Source organism: Bradyrhizobium sp. Tv2a-2 (assembly GCF_000472425.1).
In the GTDB taxonomy this organism is placed as follows: domain Bacteria; phylum Pseudomonadota; class Alphaproteobacteria; order Rhizobiales; family Xanthobacteraceae; genus Bradyrhizobium.
In genome coordinates this window covers 81,210-98,911 of the sequence record NZ_AXAI01000015.1, presented here as the reverse complement: position 1 = coordinate 98,911, position 17,702 = coordinate 81,210, and the positions used below count along the sequence as shown (strand labels likewise).

18 protein-coding genes are annotated in these 17,702 nt (G+C 62.8%); 1 reads left to right on the top strand and 17 read right to left on the bottom strand.

Going from position 1 to position 17,702, the window contains the following annotated elements; all coding sequences use genetic code 11:
- Window positions 1-3: 3 nt before the first annotated feature.
- The 12 genes from A3AI_RS0128220 to eno all read right to left on the bottom strand — a co-directional run bounded on the left by A3AI_RS0128220 (window position 4) and on the right by eno (window position 12,256).
- Window positions 4-1,245 carry a threonine synthase gene (locus tag A3AI_RS0128220; protein WP_024518803.1) on the bottom strand — a complete coding sequence of 414 codons (1,242 nt, stop codon included), beginning with the start codon at window positions 1,243-1,245 and terminating at the stop codon, window positions 4-6.
- Between the two features lie 29 nt (window positions 1,246-1,274).
- A complete protein-coding gene (gene lpdA / locus A3AI_RS0128215) occupies window positions 1,275-2,693 on the bottom strand; it encodes a dihydrolipoyl dehydrogenase (RefSeq protein WP_024518802.1) in 1,419 nt (472 codons plus the stop codon).
- 78 nt (window positions 2,694-2,771) lie between these two features.
- Window positions 2,772-4,133: a pyruvate dehydrogenase complex dihydrolipoamide acetyltransferase gene (locus A3AI_RS0128210; protein WP_024518801.1), complete on the bottom strand. Its 1,362-nt coding sequence runs from the start codon at window positions 4,131-4,133 to the stop codon at window positions 2,772-2,774.
- Between the two features lie 55 nt (window positions 4,134-4,188).
- Window positions 4,189-4,494 carry a DUF5076 domain-containing protein gene (locus A3AI_RS0128205; RefSeq protein WP_024518800.1) on the bottom strand — a complete coding sequence of 102 codons (306 nt, stop codon included), beginning with the start codon at window positions 4,492-4,494 and terminating at the stop codon, window positions 4,189-4,191.
- Window positions 4,495-4,498: 4 nt separating this feature from the next.
- On the bottom strand, window positions 4,499-5,890 hold the full coding sequence (locus A3AI_RS0128200) for a pyruvate dehydrogenase complex E1 component subunit beta (protein WP_024518799.1): 1,392 nt from the start codon (window positions 5,888-5,890) through the stop codon (window positions 4,499-4,501).
- 30 nt (window positions 5,891-5,920) lie between these two features.
- Complete coding sequence (pdhA, locus tag A3AI_RS0128195; protein ID WP_024518798.1) at window positions 5,921-6,946, bottom strand: pyruvate dehydrogenase (acetyl-transferring) E1 component subunit alpha; 1,026 nt, start codon at window positions 6,944-6,946, stop codon at window positions 5,921-5,923.
- Between the two features lie 242 nt (window positions 6,947-7,188).
- Window positions 7,189-7,332, bottom strand: coding sequence for a hypothetical protein (locus A3AI_RS48000; protein ID WP_156927977.1), 144 nt, complete (start codon window positions 7,330-7,332; stop codon window positions 7,189-7,191).
- A 96-nt stretch (window positions 7,333-7,428) separates the two neighbouring features.
- On the bottom strand, window positions 7,429-7,746 hold the full coding sequence (locus A3AI_RS0128185; protein ID WP_024518797.1) for an FtsB family cell division protein: 318 nt from the start codon (window positions 7,744-7,746) through the stop codon (window positions 7,429-7,431).
- Between the two features lie 69 nt (window positions 7,747-7,815).
- Window positions 7,816-8,367, bottom strand: a complete 552-nt coding sequence (locus A3AI_RS0128180) for an NADPH-dependent FMN reductase (RefSeq protein WP_024518796.1) — start codon at window positions 8,365-8,367, stop codon at window positions 7,816-7,818.
- A 178-nt stretch (window positions 8,368-8,545) separates the two neighbouring features.
- Window positions 8,546-9,544 (bottom strand): MBL fold metallo-hydrolase, encoded by a 999-nt coding sequence (locus A3AI_RS0128175; RefSeq protein WP_024518795.1) that lies wholly within the window; start codon window positions 9,542-9,544, stop codon window positions 8,546-8,548.
- Between the two features lie 114 nt (window positions 9,545-9,658).
- The gene (locus A3AI_RS0128170; protein WP_024518794.1) at window positions 9,659-10,801 is read right to left on the bottom strand and encodes a zinc-binding dehydrogenase; all 1,143 of its coding nucleotides are present in this window, start codon (window positions 10,799-10,801) and stop codon (window positions 9,659-9,661) included.
- Window positions 10,802-10,972: 171 nt separating this feature from the next.
- Entirely contained in the window at window positions 10,973-12,256 is a 1,284-nt protein-coding gene (gene eno / locus A3AI_RS0128165) for a phosphopyruvate hydratase (RefSeq protein WP_024518793.1), read from the bottom strand.
- A gap of 121 nt (window positions 12,257-12,377) precedes the next feature.
- Here eno and queF point away from each other — a divergent pair, with 121 nt between their 5' ends.
- A complete protein-coding gene (queF, locus tag A3AI_RS0128160; RefSeq protein ID WP_024518792.1) occupies window positions 12,378-12,869 on the top strand; it encodes a preQ(1) synthase in 492 nt (163 codons plus the stop codon).
- A gap of 13 nt (window positions 12,870-12,882) precedes the next feature.
- Here queF and A3AI_RS0128155 read toward each other — a convergent pair whose 3' ends face one another.
- The 5 genes from A3AI_RS0128155 to secG form a co-directional block, all read right to left on the bottom strand.
- Window positions 12,883-14,109: an MFS transporter gene (locus tag A3AI_RS0128155; protein WP_024518791.1), complete on the bottom strand. Its 1,227-nt coding sequence runs from the start codon at window positions 14,107-14,109 to the stop codon at window positions 12,883-12,885.
- Window positions 14,109-14,960, bottom strand: coding sequence for a 3-deoxy-8-phosphooctulonate synthase (gene kdsA, locus A3AI_RS0128150; RefSeq protein ID WP_024518790.1), 852 nt, complete (start codon window positions 14,958-14,960; stop codon window positions 14,109-14,111). The genes A3AI_RS0128155 and kdsA overlap by 1 nt, the downstream gene beginning before the upstream one ends.
- Before the next feature lie 111 nt (window positions 14,961-15,071).
- A complete protein-coding gene (locus A3AI_RS0128145) occupies window positions 15,072-15,398 on the bottom strand; it encodes an NIPSNAP family protein (RefSeq protein ID WP_024518789.1) in 327 nt (108 codons plus the stop codon).
- 89 nt (window positions 15,399-15,487) lie between these two features.
- Window positions 15,488-17,119 (bottom strand): CTP synthase, encoded by a 1,632-nt coding sequence (gene pyrG / locus A3AI_RS0128140; protein ID WP_024518788.1) that lies wholly within the window; start codon window positions 17,117-17,119, stop codon window positions 15,488-15,490.
- Window positions 17,120-17,285: 166 nt separating this feature from the next.
- Window positions 17,286-17,678: a preprotein translocase subunit SecG gene (gene secG, locus A3AI_RS0128135; protein WP_024518787.1), complete on the bottom strand. Its 393-nt coding sequence runs from the start codon at window positions 17,676-17,678 to the stop codon at window positions 17,286-17,288.
- Window positions 17,679-17,702: the final 24 nt, after the last annotated feature.

Genomic DNA, 17,702 nt, shown 5'->3' with positions numbered 1-17,702 from the left:
GAGTCAGAACTGCGTATAATCGATCGGCTTCAGGCGATCGAGCGTGCGATGAACCGCCGGCAACGGGTATTTAAGACCCGTCGCGCAATTGAACAGCATCACGCGATCATTTTTGCTGACGCGCCCATCTGCAAGGCTTTGCTGATAGGCGGCATAGGTCGCGGCCCCTTCGGGGCACAACAGCAAGCCCTCCTCGCGCGCCACGTCGTTGAGCGCAACGGAAATCTTCTCGTCGGACACCGCGATCGCAAAGCCCTTGCTCTCGCGCACCGCGCGCAGAATAAGAAAATCTCCGATCGCCTGCGGCACGCGAATCCCCGATGCGATGGTGTGCGCATCCTCCCAGCGCGGCGCATGCTCCACGCCATTCTCGAAGGCCCGCACCATCGGCGCGCAGCCCTCCGCCTGCACCGCGACCATGCGCGGCCGCTTGGAGCCGATAAAGCCGATGGCCTCGAGCTCGGCAAAGGCCTTCCACATGCCGATCAGGCCGGTCCCGCCGCCGGTCGGATAGAAGATCACGTCTGGTACGTCCCAGCCGAGCTGCTCGGCGAGCTCCAGCCCCATCGTCTTCTTGCCCTCGATCCGATAGGGTTCCTTCAGGGTCGAGGTATCGAACCAGCCGACCTTCGCCTTACCCTCGCCGACGATCTTGCCGCAATCGTCGATCAGGCCGTTGACGCGGTAGACGGTCGCGCCCTGCAGCTCGATCTCGCTGACATTCACTTCAGGCGTATCGGCCGGGCAGAAGATGGTGGTCTTGATGCCGCAGGAGGTCGCATAGGCCGCAAGCGCTGCGCCTGCATTGCCGTTGGTCGGCATCGCCATGTGCTTGATGCCGAGCGCCTTGCCCATCGACACCGCCATCACGAGCCCGCGCGCCTTGAACGAGCCGGTCGGCAGCCGGCCCTCGTCCTTTACAATGATCTCGCCGCCGCCGAGCTTTTTCGCAAGCTTGGGCAGGCGGATCAGCGGCGTGGTGACTTCGCCAAGGCTAACAATGTCCTTGCATTTGCGCACCGGCAAGAGCTCACGATAGCGCCACATGTCGGCAGGGCGCGCAGCCAGTGCCTCCTTGCTCAGCGCCTTCCTGACGCCCGCGAGGTCGTAGCGGACCAGCAACGGCTTGCCGGCCTTGGACAGGTTATGGACCTGGTCGGCGGCATAATGGTCGCCTTCCATCGCGCATTCGAGATGGGTAACGAATGTTGGGCGTTCGATGGTGAGATTGTCGTTGTCTTTCAAAGGCGTTTCTTTCCGGCTTCTTGTTGTTCTCAGATGTTGAGCACGCGCCCATAGGCGTCGAGCACCGCTTCCTTCATCATTTCCGACAAGGTCGGATGCGGGAACACGGTGTGCATCAGCTCTTCCTCCGTCGTCTCCAGGTTCATGGCGACGACATAGCCCTGGATCAGCTCGGTGACCTCGGCCCCGATCATGTGCGCGCCGAGCAGTTGTCCGGTCTTCTTGTCGAAGACCACCTTCACCAAGCCCTGGTCCTCCCCAAGCGCGATCGCCTTGCCATTCCCGACAAAGGGGAAGCGGCCGACGCGGATCTCGCGGCCGCCTTCTTTTGCCCTGGCCTCGGTGAGACCAACGGAGGCCACCTGCGGGTTGCAATAGGTGCAGCCCGGAATGAGATTCTTGTCCATTGGATGCGGGTGCAGGCCCTTGATGCCCTCGACGCAGATCACGCCCTCATGCTCGGCCTTGTGCGCGAGCATCGGGGGACCTGCGACGTCGCCGATGGCGTAGATGCCGGGAACATTGGTCTTGCAGAGACCGTCGATCACGACGCAGCCGCGGTCGGTTTTGACGCCGAGCTTTTCCAGGCCGAGATTCTCGATATTGCCGACCACGCCAACCGCCGAAATCACCCGCTCGAACTCGACCGCCTGCGGCTGCTTGCCGTCATCGATGGTCGCGACGACGCTGTCCGCCTTCTTTTCAAGCTTGGTCACCTTGGCGCTCGTGATGATCTTGATGCCCTGCTTTTCGAAACGTTTGCGCGCAAGGCCAGCGATCTCGACGTCTTCCACGGGGAGAATCTGCGGCAATACCTCGACCACAGTGACGTCGCTTCCCATGGTGTGGAAGAAAGAAGCGAACTCGATGCCGATCGCGCCCGAGCCGACCACCAGCAGCGATTCCGGAATCCGCTCCGGTACCATGGCCTCGAAATAGGTCCAGACCAACTTCTTGTCCGGCTCTAGCCCCGGCAACACGCGCGGCCGCGCGCCGGTCGCGACGATGATGTGCTTTGCCTGATAGGCGCCCTCGCCCAGCGCGCCCTTCGGCCCCTCGACCGCGGACTTCTTCACCGTGACCTTGCCGGGCGCGTCGATCGATGCATCGCCCCAGATTACCGTGACCTTGTTCTTCTTCATCAGGAAGCCGACGCCGTCATTGAGGCGTTTTGACACCCCGCGCGAGCGCTGCACCACGGCCTTGGCATCGAAGCCGACCTTCTCGGCGGAGAGGCCGTAATCCTTCGCATGCTGCATGTAGTGATAGATTTCAGCTGAGCGCAAAAGCGCCTTGGTCGGGATACAGCCCCAATTCAGGCAGATGCCGCCGAGATAGGATTTTTCGACGATCGCCGTCTTGAACCCGAGCTGCGCTGCGCGGATCGCGGTGACATAGCCTCCGGGTCCGGAACCGATGATGATGATGTCGAAGGATGTGTCGGCCATTCTTGTTTCCGCCTCACTCAACCAGCTCTCATGCCGCGGGAGCGGCGTTCTGCAAGATCGGCACCGTATCCGTGCCGCCTACACCATCATCATCACGGGGTTCTCGATCAGCCGCCTGAAGGCGCCGATTAGTTCCGCTCCCAGCGCACCGTCGATGGCGCGGTGATCGCAGGAGAGCGTCACGCTCATGATATGGGCGATCTCGATCTTGCCCTCACGCACGACCGGCCGCTCCTCGCTGGTGCCGACCGCGAGGATCGTCGCATGCGGCGGGTTGATGACGGCGGTGAAATCCTTGATGCCGTACATGCCGAGATTGGACACCGCGGTGGTGCCGCCCTGATATTCCTCGGGCTTGAGCTTGCGGGCACGAGCGCGTGCGGCAAAATCCTTCATCTCGTTGGAGATCATCGAAAGCGATTTGGTCTCAGCCTTGCGGATGATCGGCGTGATCAGGCCGCCAGGCATCGCCACCGCCACGCCGACGTCGGAATGCTTGTGCTTGACCATGCCGCCGTCGGTCCAGCTCACATTGCAGTTCGGGATCTGCTGCAACGCGACCGCCATCGCCTTGATGACGAAGTCGTTGACCGAAAGCTTGTAGAGCGGCTTCTTCTCCTTGTCCTTCGGCGCGGCCGCATTGATCTGCTCGCGCGCGTCGAGCAGGCGGCCAATGTCGCAATCGATGGTGAGATAGAAATGCGGCACGTTCTGCACGGAGGCCGTCAGGCGCTGCGCGATGGTGCGACGCATGCCGTCATGCGGGATGATGTCGTAGGAGCCCGGCTCGAACAGCGCCAGAATCTGCTTGTCGGACATCGACGGCGCCAGCGCAGGTCCGGCAGCAGGTGCAGCCGCCGGTGCCTTCAGGCCCTTGCCGGACTTCGCCTCTTCGACGTCGCGCGCAATGATACGGCCATGCGGCCCCGTGCCCATGACGCGCGAGATATCGATGCCGGCGTCCTTGGCGAGACGGCGTGCGAGCGGCGACGAGAAGATGCGGCCATGGCCGTTGGCCTGCGCCGCAGACGCGGCGGCCGGCTGCGGCGGCGGTGCTGCGGCGGGCGCAGGAGCTGGGGCCGCGGGAGCCGGCGCAGCGGCGGCGGTCGCCGGAGCCGGTTTCGGCGCGGACGCCTCCGCAGCGGGCTTGGGCGGCGCGGTGGCACCGGCCGCAGCGCCGGCCGCCTTCACGTCCTCGCCGTCACCGGCGAGCACCGCGATGACATTGTTGACCGGCACGTCCTGCGTGCCCTCCGGTACCAGGATTTTCGCGAGCGTGCCTTCATCAACCGCCTCGACCTCCATGGTCGCCTTGTCGGTCTCGATTTCGGCAATGACGTCGCCGGACTTGACCTTGTCGCCCTCTTTCTTGAGCCACTTGGCCAGGTTGCCCTTCTCCATCGTCGGCGACAGCGCAGGCATCAGGATGTTGATGGGCATGCTGACCTCACAAAGCTAACTCTCAAGTTGTAATGATCTTGCTCGACGGCCAAGGTCAGTGACCCTTTTGCGAGCGCGGTGTGGTGGTGCCCATATCCGTGGGACGTTCGAGCTCAGCACTGAACATCTCGAGGATCCGGTCCAGCGCCTCTTCCTCGCTGTAGTCGCTCTCGCGGGAATAGGCGCGCGCGGCGTGACGAGCGATGTCGACCAGCAAGAGCCCCCACATCTCCGGCTCCTCAAAGGCGCGGGTGAACGCGATGGATAGCCCGCCGTCGAGCACGAAAGCGCGCAGCACCTCGGTTGCGTCCTCGCGGCCAATCACATCAGGCGGTAGCGGCTGCTCCTTGGGACCTGCCATGGCTTTACCGGTAGCATACTGCTTTGACAGCCTGCACCACCTCGGCAACGGAGGGCAGCGCGAGCTTTTCCAGATTCGCCGCATAGGGCATCGGCACGTCCTTGCCAGACACACGCAGCACCGGCGCGTCGAGATAGTCGAAGGCGTGCTCCATGATGCGCGCGGCGACTTCGGCGCCGACACCGCTCTGCTGCCAGCCCTCTTCCACCGTGACCGCACGCCCGGTCTTCTTCACCGATGCAATGATGGTCTCGCTATCCATCGGGCGTATCGTGCGCAGGTCGATCACCTCGGCCTCGATGCCTTCCTTGGCAAGCTCATCGGCGGCCTTGAGTGCATAGGACATGCCCATCGACCAGGAGACGAGTGTTACATGGCTGCCCGGCCGCGCGATGCGCGCCTTGCCGATCGGCACGATGAAATCGTTGAGCTTTGGTACCTCACCGGTGTGGCCGTACAGCATCTCGTTCTCGAGGAAGATCACCGGATTGGGATCGCGGATCGCGGCTTTCAGCAGACCCTTGTAGTCGGCGGCCGAGTACGGCGCGATCACCTTCAGGCCAGGTATCTGCGAATACCAGGCGGAATAATCCTGGCTGTGCTGGGCGGCAACGCGCGCGGCGGCGCCGTTGGGGCCGCGGAACACGATCGCGCAGCCCATCTGGCCTCCGGACATATAGAGCGTCTTCGCCGCCGAATTGATGATCTGGTCGATCGCCTGCATGGCGAAGTTGAAGGTCATGAACTCGACGATCGGCTTCAGCCCCGTCATCGCCGCACCGACACCGACGCCGGCAAAGCCGTGCTCGGTGATCGGCGTATCGATCACGCGCCGGTCGCCAAACTCCTGTAACAGACCCTGCGTGACCTTATAGGCACCCTGATATTCCGCGACCTCTTCGCCCATGATGAACACATCGGGATCACGTCGCATCTCCTCGGCCATGGCGTCGCGCAGCGCTTCGCGGATGGTCTGAGTAATCATCTCGGTTCCCGCTGGCACCTCTGGATCGGGCGCAGCGACAGCCTGAGGTGCCGCAGGCGCTGCCGGCGCAGGCGCTGGGCCCTTGGCCTCGACAGGCGGCGCGGACTCCGCGGGCTTCTCCTGTTTTGCGGGCGCAGGCGGCACTTTGGCGAGGTCGGCAGCGCTCTCGCCGTCAGCGAGGATGGTGGCGATCGGCGTGTTGACGGCAACGTCGGCTGTGCCTTCGGGAATCAGGATCTTGCCGAGCGTGCCTTCATCGGTCGCCTCGACCTCCATGGTCGCCTTATCGGTCTCGATTTCGGCAATGACGTCGCCCGACTTGATCGGCTCGCCTTCCTTTTTCAGCCATTTCGCAAGGTTGCCCTTTTCCATGGTGGGCGACAGCGCAGGCATCAGCACTTGAATGGGCATGGGAACTCCGAAAAATGCAGCTTGCGTGCGCTAGTGGCGGTAGACGTCGGTGTAGAGCTCGGACGGATCGGGCTCGGCATCGTGCTGGGCGAAGTCGGCCGCGGCGTTCACGATCTCGCGAACCTCGGCGTCGATCTTCTTCAGATCCTCTTCGGTGATCTTGGCCGCCAGGAGACGATTGCGCACCTGCTCGATCGGGTCGCTGTCGTGACGAACCTTTTCCACCTCCTCGCGGGTGCGGTACTTCGCCGGATCCGACATCGAATGGCCGCGATAGCGATAGGTCTGCATCTCCAGAATGTAGGGGCCCTTGCCGGCGCGGCACCAGGCGATTGCCTTGTCGCCCGCGGCCTTGACGGCGCGGACGTCCATGCCGTCAACCTGCTCGCCCGGAATGTTGAAGGAAACGCCGCGCTTGGAGAAATCCTGCTGCGCCGAGGCACGGGTCACCGCGGTGCCCATGGCGTAACGGTTGTTCTCGATCACATAGACCACCGGGAGTTTCCAGAGCTCGGCCATGTTGAAGCTCTCATAGACCTGGCCCTGGTTGGCCGCGCCATCGCCGAAATAAGTCAAGCTGACGAAATCGTTACCGCGATAGCGGTTGGCGAACGCAAGCCCGGTGCCGAGCGAGACCTGCGCGCCGACGATGCCGTGACCGCCGTAGAAATTCTCGGCCCTGCTGAACATGTGCATGGAGCCGCCCTTGCCCTTGGAATAGCCACCGCGGCGGCCTGTCAGTTCGGCCATCACGCCCTTGGGGTCCATGCCGCAAGCGAGCATGTGGCCATGGTCCCGGTACCCGGTTATGACCTCATCGCCCTTCTTCAGGGCCATCTGCATGCCGACCACAACGGCTTCCTGGCCGATGTAGAGATGACAGAAGCCACCGATGGCACCCATGCCGTAGAGCTGGCCGGCCTTTTCCTCAAAACGCCGGATCAGGAGCATGTCGCGCAGCGCCTTCAGCTCCTGCTCTTTCGTGAACTCCGCTATCGAACCGTTGCCCGTCTCTGCAGTGGGTTCTTTCGCTGCGCTTTTTTTGGGTGCGGCCATGACAATTCCGGCTTCAGGAGGGGTTATCGAGCCCTCTCTAACCCAACTCAATCCGGCGTGGAAGGATTGGCTTGATGCTACGGATGTTTTTGCAATGCCGCAATGCAGCGCTGGTGAAAGTTTCGCAAAGCGCGGCACCTGATCCAATTACTCAAATTACGCGGGCACCCCGCCCACAAAAAGAAAGGCGGCACCGCGCTCGCCGCGCCGTGCCGCCAACTGCGTGGTCGACTTTCAAGTCCTCAGAAGAAGCCGAGCTTCTTCGGACTGTAACTGACCAGGATATTCTTGGTCTGCTTGCCGCTCCATGAAGCGGTCGTAGATCGCCGCGATTGCGCGGCTGACGCGAGCACCTTGGCCGCGGCAGAGACATTGCCGTAGGGCACCCTGCCCAGCCCCGTTTGATCTCGGTCAAATCTGGAGGCACCGACTTCCCTGAACGCATGCGCTCGCCAGCGCCGCCGGAGTTTCTCGAAGGTAGCTTACTTCGGATGGACCATCCGCACCAGATCATGCGGATTGACATAATCAAGCTGGAACCGGGCGCGCTCGTCCAGGATGTCCGGATCGACCCGGTCGGAGCGGAGCAGCGAGACGCGCTTTTCACCTTCGGCCCGCTCCTGCTTGAGCCGGGCGAGCTCGGAGGTCAGCGCGACGATTTCCTGGTCGAGCTCCTGCTGCGCATTGAGGCCGTAGCGGCCGGTGTAGGCGTTGACTCCAAAATAACCGATCATGGCCGCCGCCATGGTGTAGAGGGCAAGGCCGGTCAGGAAGGATTTGAGACGCGAACGCGTAACCATGCGCCGCAGCATGCGCGGTTCGAGTTAACGGACCGCTAAGGATGCGACCGCGCCGATTTCGGCCTCGACCTACTTGCTGTATTGCTCGACGTGGGCTGCGAAGGCGTTGAGATATTGCTGGAGCACCGTCTTGAGTGTCTCCTTGCTGCAATCGCCACTGGGGTCGAAGGCGTCGCCAACGGCGTTCAGATAGGTCTCCGGCTGCTGCATGATCGGCCCGGCAATTCCCGGGAGGATGTTCTGCAGATGCTTGGCCGCGCTGACGCCGCCGAGCGGGCCTGGTGAGTTGGAGATGATGCCGACCGGCCTGCCAATGAACGAGCTCTTGCCATAGGGACGCGAGGCCACGTCGATGGCGTTCTTGAGGGCGCCCGGGATCGAGCGGTTGTATTCGGGCGTGACGAAGATGACGCCGTTGGATTTTTGGACCTTTTCTCGGAAAGCGACCCAGTCCGCCGGCGGGTTCGCCTCGAGATCCTGGTTGAAGAAGGAGATACCGGCTGGAGTGACCACCTCAAGCTTGAGCGAAGATGGCGCGAGCTTCGCCAGCGTATTGGCGATCTTGAGCGAGAAGCTCTCCTTGCGCAGGCTGCCGACGAGGGTGAGAACGTTGTAGGCCATAGGATGTCCTTCTGGGAGGTGGAACGGGTTGCGGCGGCACTTAAACTGCGGCCCGATAAACATGCAAGTGCATGGACCGCGCGAATTGGGAAACGCAGCGTTCGCAAAAACGATCGCTTCTAACGCAAAACGGGCCGCCCCGGGAGGCGGCCCGTCCGCAAGCGCTTCAATTGCGCGGTCAGATGGTCGGATTCCACGCCGACGGAATCAGCCGGTACTTGGCGCCGTCCTTCTCGACATGACCGATCGAGGGGAAGGTGAAGTGGAAGCCGACAACCGTCGCCTTCTCGGCCGCCGCCATATCGTAGAACTTGTGGCGGGTCTGTTGCGCGAGGTCCGGCTCGGTGTCGTAGACGACATGCCAATCCGGATTGCGCAGGAAGAACTCGGGAATGTTGGTGACGTCGGCCTGCAGCAGCACCTTCGAATTGCCTGACGCGACCACGAATGAGGTGTGCCCCGGCGTATGGCCAGGTGTTGCGATCGAGGTGATGCCGGGCGCGACCTCCTTGTCCCAGTCGTATTTGGTCACCTTGGATTCGATGCCGGCATAGATCTTCCGCACATTCGCAAAGTAGTTCTTCATCATGTCGTTCGGCGCCTTGGCGGCGTTCTCGTCGCTCATCCAGAACGCCCAATCCTTGGCCGGCACCATGATCTCGGCATTCGGAAACGCCATCGAGCCGTCGGCCGCACGGATGCCGTTGGTGTGATCAGGATGCAGATGCGACATCAGGACGATGTCGATGCTCTTGGGATCGACGCCAGCGGCCTGCAGGTTCATCAAGGTCCGCCCGACGGCGCCCTTGGTCGGCTCATAAGTGGCAATGCCGTTGCCGCAGTCGATCAGGATCAGCTTGCTGCCGGTGTTGATGAGCTGAGGATTGAACGGCACCGTCACCATGCCCTGCGGCATGTAGGCGGCCTCCGCCGCTGCCGTGGCCTCAGCCTTCGGGACGTTGGTCACGAAATTATCCGGCATCGGAAAGGAGCGCGCACCATCATTGATGGAGGTGCATTCATAAGCGCCGACCTTGTACCGGTAGAAGCCGGGCGCCTGCGCGCCTGCAGGCGCTACGCCGGCCTCGGCGCCGGGTATTTCACATTGTGAGATGGCGGCGGCGGCAGCGACGGTGGCAGCGCCTGCAAAAAGCTGGCGGCGATTGAGTTCAATCATGGCGAGGTCTCCCCTACTCCTTGAGAGCCGGCTGGCGCCGGCGCGCGGATCATCTTCACCCACGCGGACCGGCGCAACCCTGCTTTGGTCGGTGAAACCCCGCTTCGCCTTGCTTCATCCCGCCTTGTGTGGGTCGATCAGGAATTTTTCGCCGGTGGCACGCCTGGCATAGACGGCGAGATTTGAAGGATCGAGCACTTCGGCTAAGGACACGACCTTGGTGTAGTGACTGGCGAAGGTGGTCTTGAGCTCGCTCGCAACGCGCTCGCGCAGGCGCTGCCGGTCAGCTGCGCTGATCTTCATCAGGAACGGAGTCAGCAGCCAGCCGCCGACGCCCCAGATCATGCCGAAGGCGCGGGTGAGCTCGAGCGGTCCCGGATCGAGGCTGCCATAGATATAGACCTGCTTGTGCACGCTGGAGCCGTAGCGGCTGTAGACCTTGGCGTCACGATTGATCGCGACTTCCATGCAGGTGAGAATTTGGCTTGCGAGCTTGCCGCCGCCGATCGCATCGAAAGCAATCGTCGCGCCCGTTTCGGCCAGCGCATTGGTCAGATCATCCATGAATGCGGGCGAGGACGAATCCACCACATATTTTGCGCCGATCTTGCGCAGTATCTCCGCCTGCTCCGGCTTGCGGACGATATTGACCAGCGCAATGCCGTCCTTGATGCAGATCTTGTTCAGCATCTGCCCGAGATTAGAGGCGGCAGCCGTGTGCACCAGCGCCTTGTGGCCTTCGCGGCGCATCGTCTCCGTCATACCGAGCGCTGTGAGGGGATTGACGAACCAGGAGGCGCCCTCGGCCGCGGTCGTTCCCGCCGGCAGCGCCAGGCAGTCGGACGCCTTGACGGTGCGATATTGCGAATACATCGCGCCACCGATCATCGAGACGGTCCTGCCCATCAGCGCCTTCGCAGCTTCCGATGAGCCGGTTTTGACAACGACGCCGGCGCCCTCATTGCCGACAGGCAGCGACTGATCGAGCCGTGCCGCCATTGCCTTCATCGCGGTTTGCGGCACCTTGGCGGTGATAACCGGCATCTGCTTGCTGCCTGAGGCCTTGGCGGTTGAGAGATCGGCGGGGCCCGTGAGCAGGCCGAGATCGGACGGGTTGATCGGGCTCGCCTCGACGCGGACCACCACCTCGTCATCGGCCGGCTCAGGCGTCGGCACGATCTGGAGTGAAATCTCAAGTTCGCCGCCGCCCTTGATGAGCGAGCGCAGTTGCAGCCCGGTCGCGCTTTCGGAAGCCATTATCAATCCTCCCTGCTTTACATCTGGTCGCCCTCAATTAGGTTCCTTGACGACCACGAGCAAGGGTCTGCAGCAGCGCGAGCTGCGGAACATCGCGGTGCTTGAAACAAAAAAGCGGTCGCGTGGCGCGACCGCTTTAAGTTGGAGAGATCAGGCCAGAAGGTGGAGAGATCAGGCCAGCGCCTTCAGCGCTGCCTTGCCTGCATATTTCGCCTGTTTGCCGAGCTCCTGCTCGATGCGCAGGAGCTGATTGTACTTCGCGGTGCGATCCGAGCGCGCCAGCGAACCCGTCTTGATCTGTCCGCAATTGGTGGCAACTGCGAGGTCGGCAATCGTGGAATCTTCCGTCTCGCCGGACCGATGCGACATCACGGCGGTGTAGCCGGCCTTGTAGGCCATCTCGACCGCGGCGAGCGTCTCGGTGAGCGAGCCGATCTGGTTGACCTTGATCAGAATGGAATTGGCGCGGCCGTTCTTGATGCCATCGGCAAGCCGCGTCACATTCGTGACAAAGAGATCGTCGCCGACCAGCTGGCACTTGCCACCAATCATGTCGGTCAGTTCCTTCCAGCCCTCCATGTCGTCCTCGGACATGCCGTCCTCGATCGAGACGATCGGATAGCGGGATACGAGATCGGCGAGATATTTGGCCTGCTCGGAGCGCGAGCGGGTCTTGTTCTCGCCGCCATAGACATAGTTGCCGTCCTTGAAGAACTCGGTCGCGGCGCAGTCCAGCGCCAGCATGACATCGCCGCCCGCCTTGTAGCCAGCTTTGCCGACGGCGCTCATCACGAACTCCAGCGCGGCATCTGCCGACGGCAAATTCGGTGCAAAGCCGCCCTCGTCGCCGACATTGGTGTTGTGGCCGGCCTTCTTCAATTCGCCGCGCAGGGTATGGAAGATTTCCGAGCCGCAGCGCAGCGCCTCGGCAAAGGTCGGCGCACCGACCGGCATGATCATGAACTCCTGGAAATCGATCGGGTTGTCGGCATGTACGCCGCCATTGACGATGTTCATCATCGGCACCGGTAGCGTGCGCGCCGAAGTGCCGCCGACATAGCGGTAGAGCGGCATGTCAAGGGAAACCGCCGCCGCCTTGGCGCAGGCCAGCGACACGCCGAGAATGGCGTTCGCGCCCAGTCGGCTCTTGTTCGGCGTGCCATCGAGATCGATCATGGTCTGGTCGATCAGGACCTGCTGCTCGACCTCCATATCGGCCAGCGCCTCGTAAATCTCGCCATTGACGGCCGAGACGGCCTTATGCACCCCCTTGCCGAGATAGCGGGTCTTGTCGCCGTCGCGCAGTTCGACCGCCTCATGGGCACCGGTGGAGGCGCCCGACGGCACGGCGGCGCGACCCAATGAGCCGTCCTCCAGCACCACGTCGACCTCGACGGTCGGATTGCCGCGGCTGTCGAGAATTTCACGGCCGATGATGTCGACGATGGCGGTCATGACTACCTCATTGAGTGCTGGACTTTTGGGATCGCGAGCTTCTACCGCACTGCGGGGAAACGGAAAAGGCCGGGTGACGGAAAGAATTGGATTGGGTAAGAGGCCCGCCAAGGAGAGACCCATGTTGAAGCGAACTGAGCCGAAGAAACCCCGGAAGCCGGCACGATCGGGCGAACTGCAGCTTGGCCGGGCCGTGGAATGGCCCCAGACGCCCGAAACCGCCCAGCTCGACCGCGTGCCCAATCCGCAAAGCGACACCGATTACCTGGTGCGTTTTACCGTGCCGGAGTTCACCTCGATCTGCCCGGTCACGGGCCAGCCGGACTTTGCTCATCTCGTGATCGACTACGCACCCGGCCAGTGGCTGCTGGAGTCGAAATCGCTCAAGCTCTATGTCGCGAGCTTCCGCAACCATGGCGCCTTCCACGAGGACTGCACGGTCATGATCGGCAAGCGGATTTCGGCCGAGATCAAGCCGAAATGGCTCCGCATCGGCGGCTATTGGTATCCGCGCGGCGGCATCCCGATCGACGTGTTCTGGCAGACCGGCAAGCTGCCGAAGGGGCTGTGGGTTCCTGAGCAGGCCGTGGCCCCATATCGGGGACGAGGTTAGCGCCTGCGCCCAATTACGGTTTTACGTCCGGCCGCGCGGCCGCATCTGCCGGCGGCCGCGGCCGCAGGAACTGGGCGCAGACGAGACCGAGCGCGACCATCACCGCTGCCGCGGCAAACAGCGTTGGTGCCTTGCCGGCGTGCGAGAGGCCAAAGCCGTAGGCAATGGGCCCTGCCGTCTGCCCCATGAAAAAGAAGAAGGAATGCAGTGAGAGCGCCGTCGCGCGGGCTTCCACCGACAGCTCGCTGGCAAACACCTGCAGGCAGCCGTGGCACATGTAGAAGCCCCAGCCCATCAACAGCAGGACGAAAAACTGGACTTTCCACCCAGGTCCAAAGCCGATCGCAACCAGCTGCAGTCCGACCAGCGTCGCGCCTGTGATCATCATGCCGCTCATGCCGAGCGCGGGCAGAAAGCGCGATACGGTGAGGGTGTAGAACAATCCACCAATGGCAAAGCCAGCGATCACGATGCCCGCGACCGACAGCGAGGTTTCGCCGAGATCGAACAGGAACGAGGCGATATAGGGAAACAGCCCGAGCACGCAGCAGCCCTCGACGAACACGGCCGAGTAACAGAAGCGCGAATTGGGATTGCTGAAGATGGTGCGGTAGCCGGTCTTCAGCGCCGCAAGATTGGTGCGCGGCGGACGCTTGAGCTCCGCGCCGCGGAAGCCCGCGGCAACCGCGACGGCGGCGATCACCACCAACATGCCGAGCGTCGCCAGCACGCCACGCCAGCCCAGGAAATCGCCGATCAGGCCGGAGGCCGACGCGCCCAGGAGGTTTCCGGTCATGGAGCCCGCCAGCGTCCGCCCGATCGCGATCTGGCGTTTTTCAGGGCCGACAAGATCGCTAGTCAGGCCGAGCGCCACCGGAAACACCCCGCCCGAGCCGATGCCGGCCAGGATGCGCGTTGCAAACAGCAGCGGAAACGAGCCTGAGAGCGAGCCGAGGATATTGGCAAAGCCGAGCAGCACGAGGCAGGCAATCATCAACCGCGCCTTGCCGAAGAGATCGGCGGCCGCGCCGATCAGCGGCTGGATGGCGGCAAAAGTAAAGGCGAACACCGCCGCAAAGCTCGCGGCGGTCGCGATGCTGATCGCAAAATCCTCCGCAACATGCGGCAGCACCGGATCGAGCGCGCGAGCCGAGAGGCTGGCCGCGAAGGTTGCAAGCGTGACGATGTTGAGCGCCGGGGGCAGACGCGCGTCTTGCGGCCGCGACACGATCTGGTGCATCAGTCGGCTTTGGTTTTGGCGAGCGCGTCGAACGCCATCAGTTTTCGCACCAGGCCCTCGAACGTATCGAGCGGCACCATGTTCGGACCATCGGATGGCGCGTGATCAGGATCGGGATGCGTCTCGATGAAGACGCCGGCGACACCGACCGCAACCGCGGCACGTGCAAGAACGGGCACGAACTCGCGCTCGCCGCCCGACGAAGTCCCCTTCCCGCCTGGCTGCTGCACCGAATGGGTGGCGTCGAAGATGACTGGCGCGCCGGTGGTGCGCGCCAGGATCGGCAGCGCGCGCATGTCGGAGACCAGGGTGTTGTAGCCGAAGGACGCGCCGCGCTCGGTCACGAGCACATTGGCGTTGCCCGCGGCGGTGATTTTCGCGACCACATTGGCCATGTCCCACGGCGCCAGGAACTGGCCCTTCTTCACATTGACGATCTTTCCGGTCGCCGCGGCCGCGAGCAACAGGTCGGTCTGGCGGCACAGAAAGGCCGGGATCTGCAGCACATCGACCGCTTGCGCGACCTCGGCACATTGCGAGGCCTCGTGCACGTCGGTGAGTACGGGCAGACCAAGCGACGAGCGGATTTCGGCAAAGATCGGTAGCGATTGCGCAAGACCAAGACCGCGCGCGGCCGATGCACTGGTGCGGTTGGCCTTGTCGAAGGACGTCTTGTAGACGAGCCCGATCTTCAGCCGTCCTGCGATCTCCTTCAGCGCGGAAGCCACCTCCAGCGCGTGCGCACGGCTCTCGAGCTGGCACGGGCCGGCAATGACCGAGATCGGCAGGTCATTGCCGAATTTGACCGGCCCTGCACTCACCACCGGGTTAGCGGAATTTTTGGCGTCCACGATATTCGCTTCCTTTCGGAGGGGACCATACGGCCCCTCCGCGGCGGATCAACCCCATTTCGACGGGCGTTCGAATATCAGCCCAGCTGCCCACGCCGCCGGGTGCTGAACTCACTTTACGGCGGAGAACGGCGTTGGCGTGAGCAATTGGCTCGTGATGTTGTCCACGATCTGGCCATCGGCTTCGGTCTGTGCCCGCGCCGATATCCAATCCGGATCGGCCTGGAAGGCGGTCCATTTCCTGTCGCGGTCGGCAAGCGAGTCCCAGGCCAGGAAATAGGTCAACTCCTGGTTGGACTGCCCGATCAAAGTGGTGAAGAAGCCGGCCTGCTTGATCCCGTGCTTTTCCCAAAGCTTCAAAGTGATGGTGTCGAAGCGCTTGAGCAGCGCCGGCAGGCGACCAGGCACACAACGATAAACGCGCATTTCGTAGATCATCAACATCTCTCCCCTGTTCTTGTTGTCGCTCAAGGCGGGGAGGTTTTGTCGCAACAATTTCAGCCGCCGTCAAAGGCAGCTGGCGCAGATCACACCAGCCGGCTCTGCACAACCGCGGCCTGAACAAAGGACGCGAACAGCGGATGCGGTTCGAAGGGCCGAGATTTCAGCTCGGGGTGGAACTGCACACCGACGAACCAGGGATGGTCCTCATATTCGACGATCTCCGGTAGCACGCCGTCGGGCGACAACCCTGAGAACTTCAGGCCGTGCTGCTCGAGGCGGTTCTTGTAGGCCATGTTCACCTCGTAGCGGTGACGGTGGCGCTCGGAAATCTCGGTCGCATCGCCATAGACCTGCGACACCCGGCTGCCGCGCTTGAGCATCGCAGGATAGGCGCCGAGCCGCATGGTGCCGCCGAGGTCGCCGCTCTCTCTGCGCTTCTCCAATTCATTGCCGCGCAGCCATTCCGTCATCAGACCGACCACCGGCTCGGCGGTCGGGCCGAACTCGGTCGAGTTGGCCATCTCGATGCCGACCAGATTGCGCGCGGCCTCGATCACCGCCATCTGCATGCCGAAGCAGATCCCGAAATACGGCACGTCGCGCTCGCGAGCGAACTGCGCCGCCTTGATCTTGCCTTCCGCGCCGCGCTGGCCGAAACCGCCGGGCACCAGGATGCCGTTGACATGTTCGAGGAACGGCGCGGGATCCTCGTTTTCGAACACCTCGCTCTCGATCCAGTCGAGATTGACCTTCACCTTGTTGGCGATGCCGCCATGCGACAGCGCCTCGATCAGCGACTTATAGGCATCCTTCATCCCGGTATATTTGCCGACGATGGCAATGGTGACATTGCCTTCGGGATTGCGGACGCGCTCATTGATGGTGTGCCAGCTCTGCAGCGCCGGCGGAATCCGCGGCTCGATGCCGAACGCCGCCAGCACCTCGTCGTCGAGGCCGGCGTCGTGATAGGCCTCAGGCACAGCGTAGATGTTGTCGGCGTCGCGCGCCTCGATCACCGCGCTCTCGCGCACATTGCAGAACAGGCCGAGCTTGCGCCGCTCCTCCTTCGGGATCGGCCGGTCGGTGCGGCACAACAGAATGTCCGGCTGGATGCCGATCGAGCGCAGCTCCTTGACGGAATGCTGCGTCGGCTTTGTTTTCAGCTCGCCCGCGCTCGGGATGTAGGGCAACAGCGTCAGGTGGATGTAGATGGCGTGATCGCGCGGCAGCTCGTTCTTCAGCTGCCGGATTGCCTCGAAGAACGGCAGGCCCTCGATATCGCCGACCGTGCCGCCGATCTCGACCAGCACGAAATCATACGCCTCGTTGCCGTCGAGGATGAACTCCTTGATCGCGTTGGTGACGTGCGGCACGACCTGGATGGTCGCGCCGAGATAGTCGCCGCGCCGCTCCTTGGTGAGGATGTCCTGGTAGATGCGCCCGGTGGTGATGTTGTCGGCCCTGGTGGCCGGACGCCCGGTGAAGCGCTCATAATGGCCGAGATCGAGATCGGTCTCGGCGCCGTCATCGGTTACGAACACTTCGCCGTGCTGATACGGCGACATCGTTCCCGGATCGAGGTTGAGATAGGGGTCGAGCTTGCGAAGCCGGACCTTGTAACCGCGAGCCTGCAACAGCGCGCCCAATGCTGCTGAAGCCAGACCCTTACCGAGCGATGAAACCACGCCGCCGGTGATGAAGATATACCGCGCCATGGGACTCAACCTTTAACGCCGTTAACGCGATTCGCAAAACGAATCGCGGCTCGCGGCCAATTTCCGCCGCGGCTGTGGGTGAATTAAAAAACGAGAGTGCAGTCAGTACCTTGATGGCGATTTCGGATGCCGGATAGTAGCCGTCATCCTGCATGGCCACCCTGCTTTATTGCGAGCGCGGTGGCTGCGGCACGGCCGGGGCCTGGTTCTGCTGCTCGTCGGCCTTCTTCAACGTATCGAGCACGCCACCGCCGCCGCTGGTCGGCGGCACGACTGGCGCCGCCCCACCCGGCTGGCTCTGCGATGCGGGCTGGCTGCCGATGATCGAGGTCGGCTTGCGGTCGAGGCTTGCAAGCCATGACAGGAGCAGGCTGGTGGCAAAGAAGCCGACCGCCAGGATCGCCGTCGTACGGGTCAGGAGATTGGCGGTGCCGCGGCTCGACATGAAGCCGGCGCCGCCGCCCATGCCGAGGCCCCCGCCTTCGGATTTCTGCAGCAGGACCGCACCGATCAGCACGATGACAATCATGAGATGAATGACAACAACGACAGTCTGCATCTTAACCTTCCGTCACGGGCACAG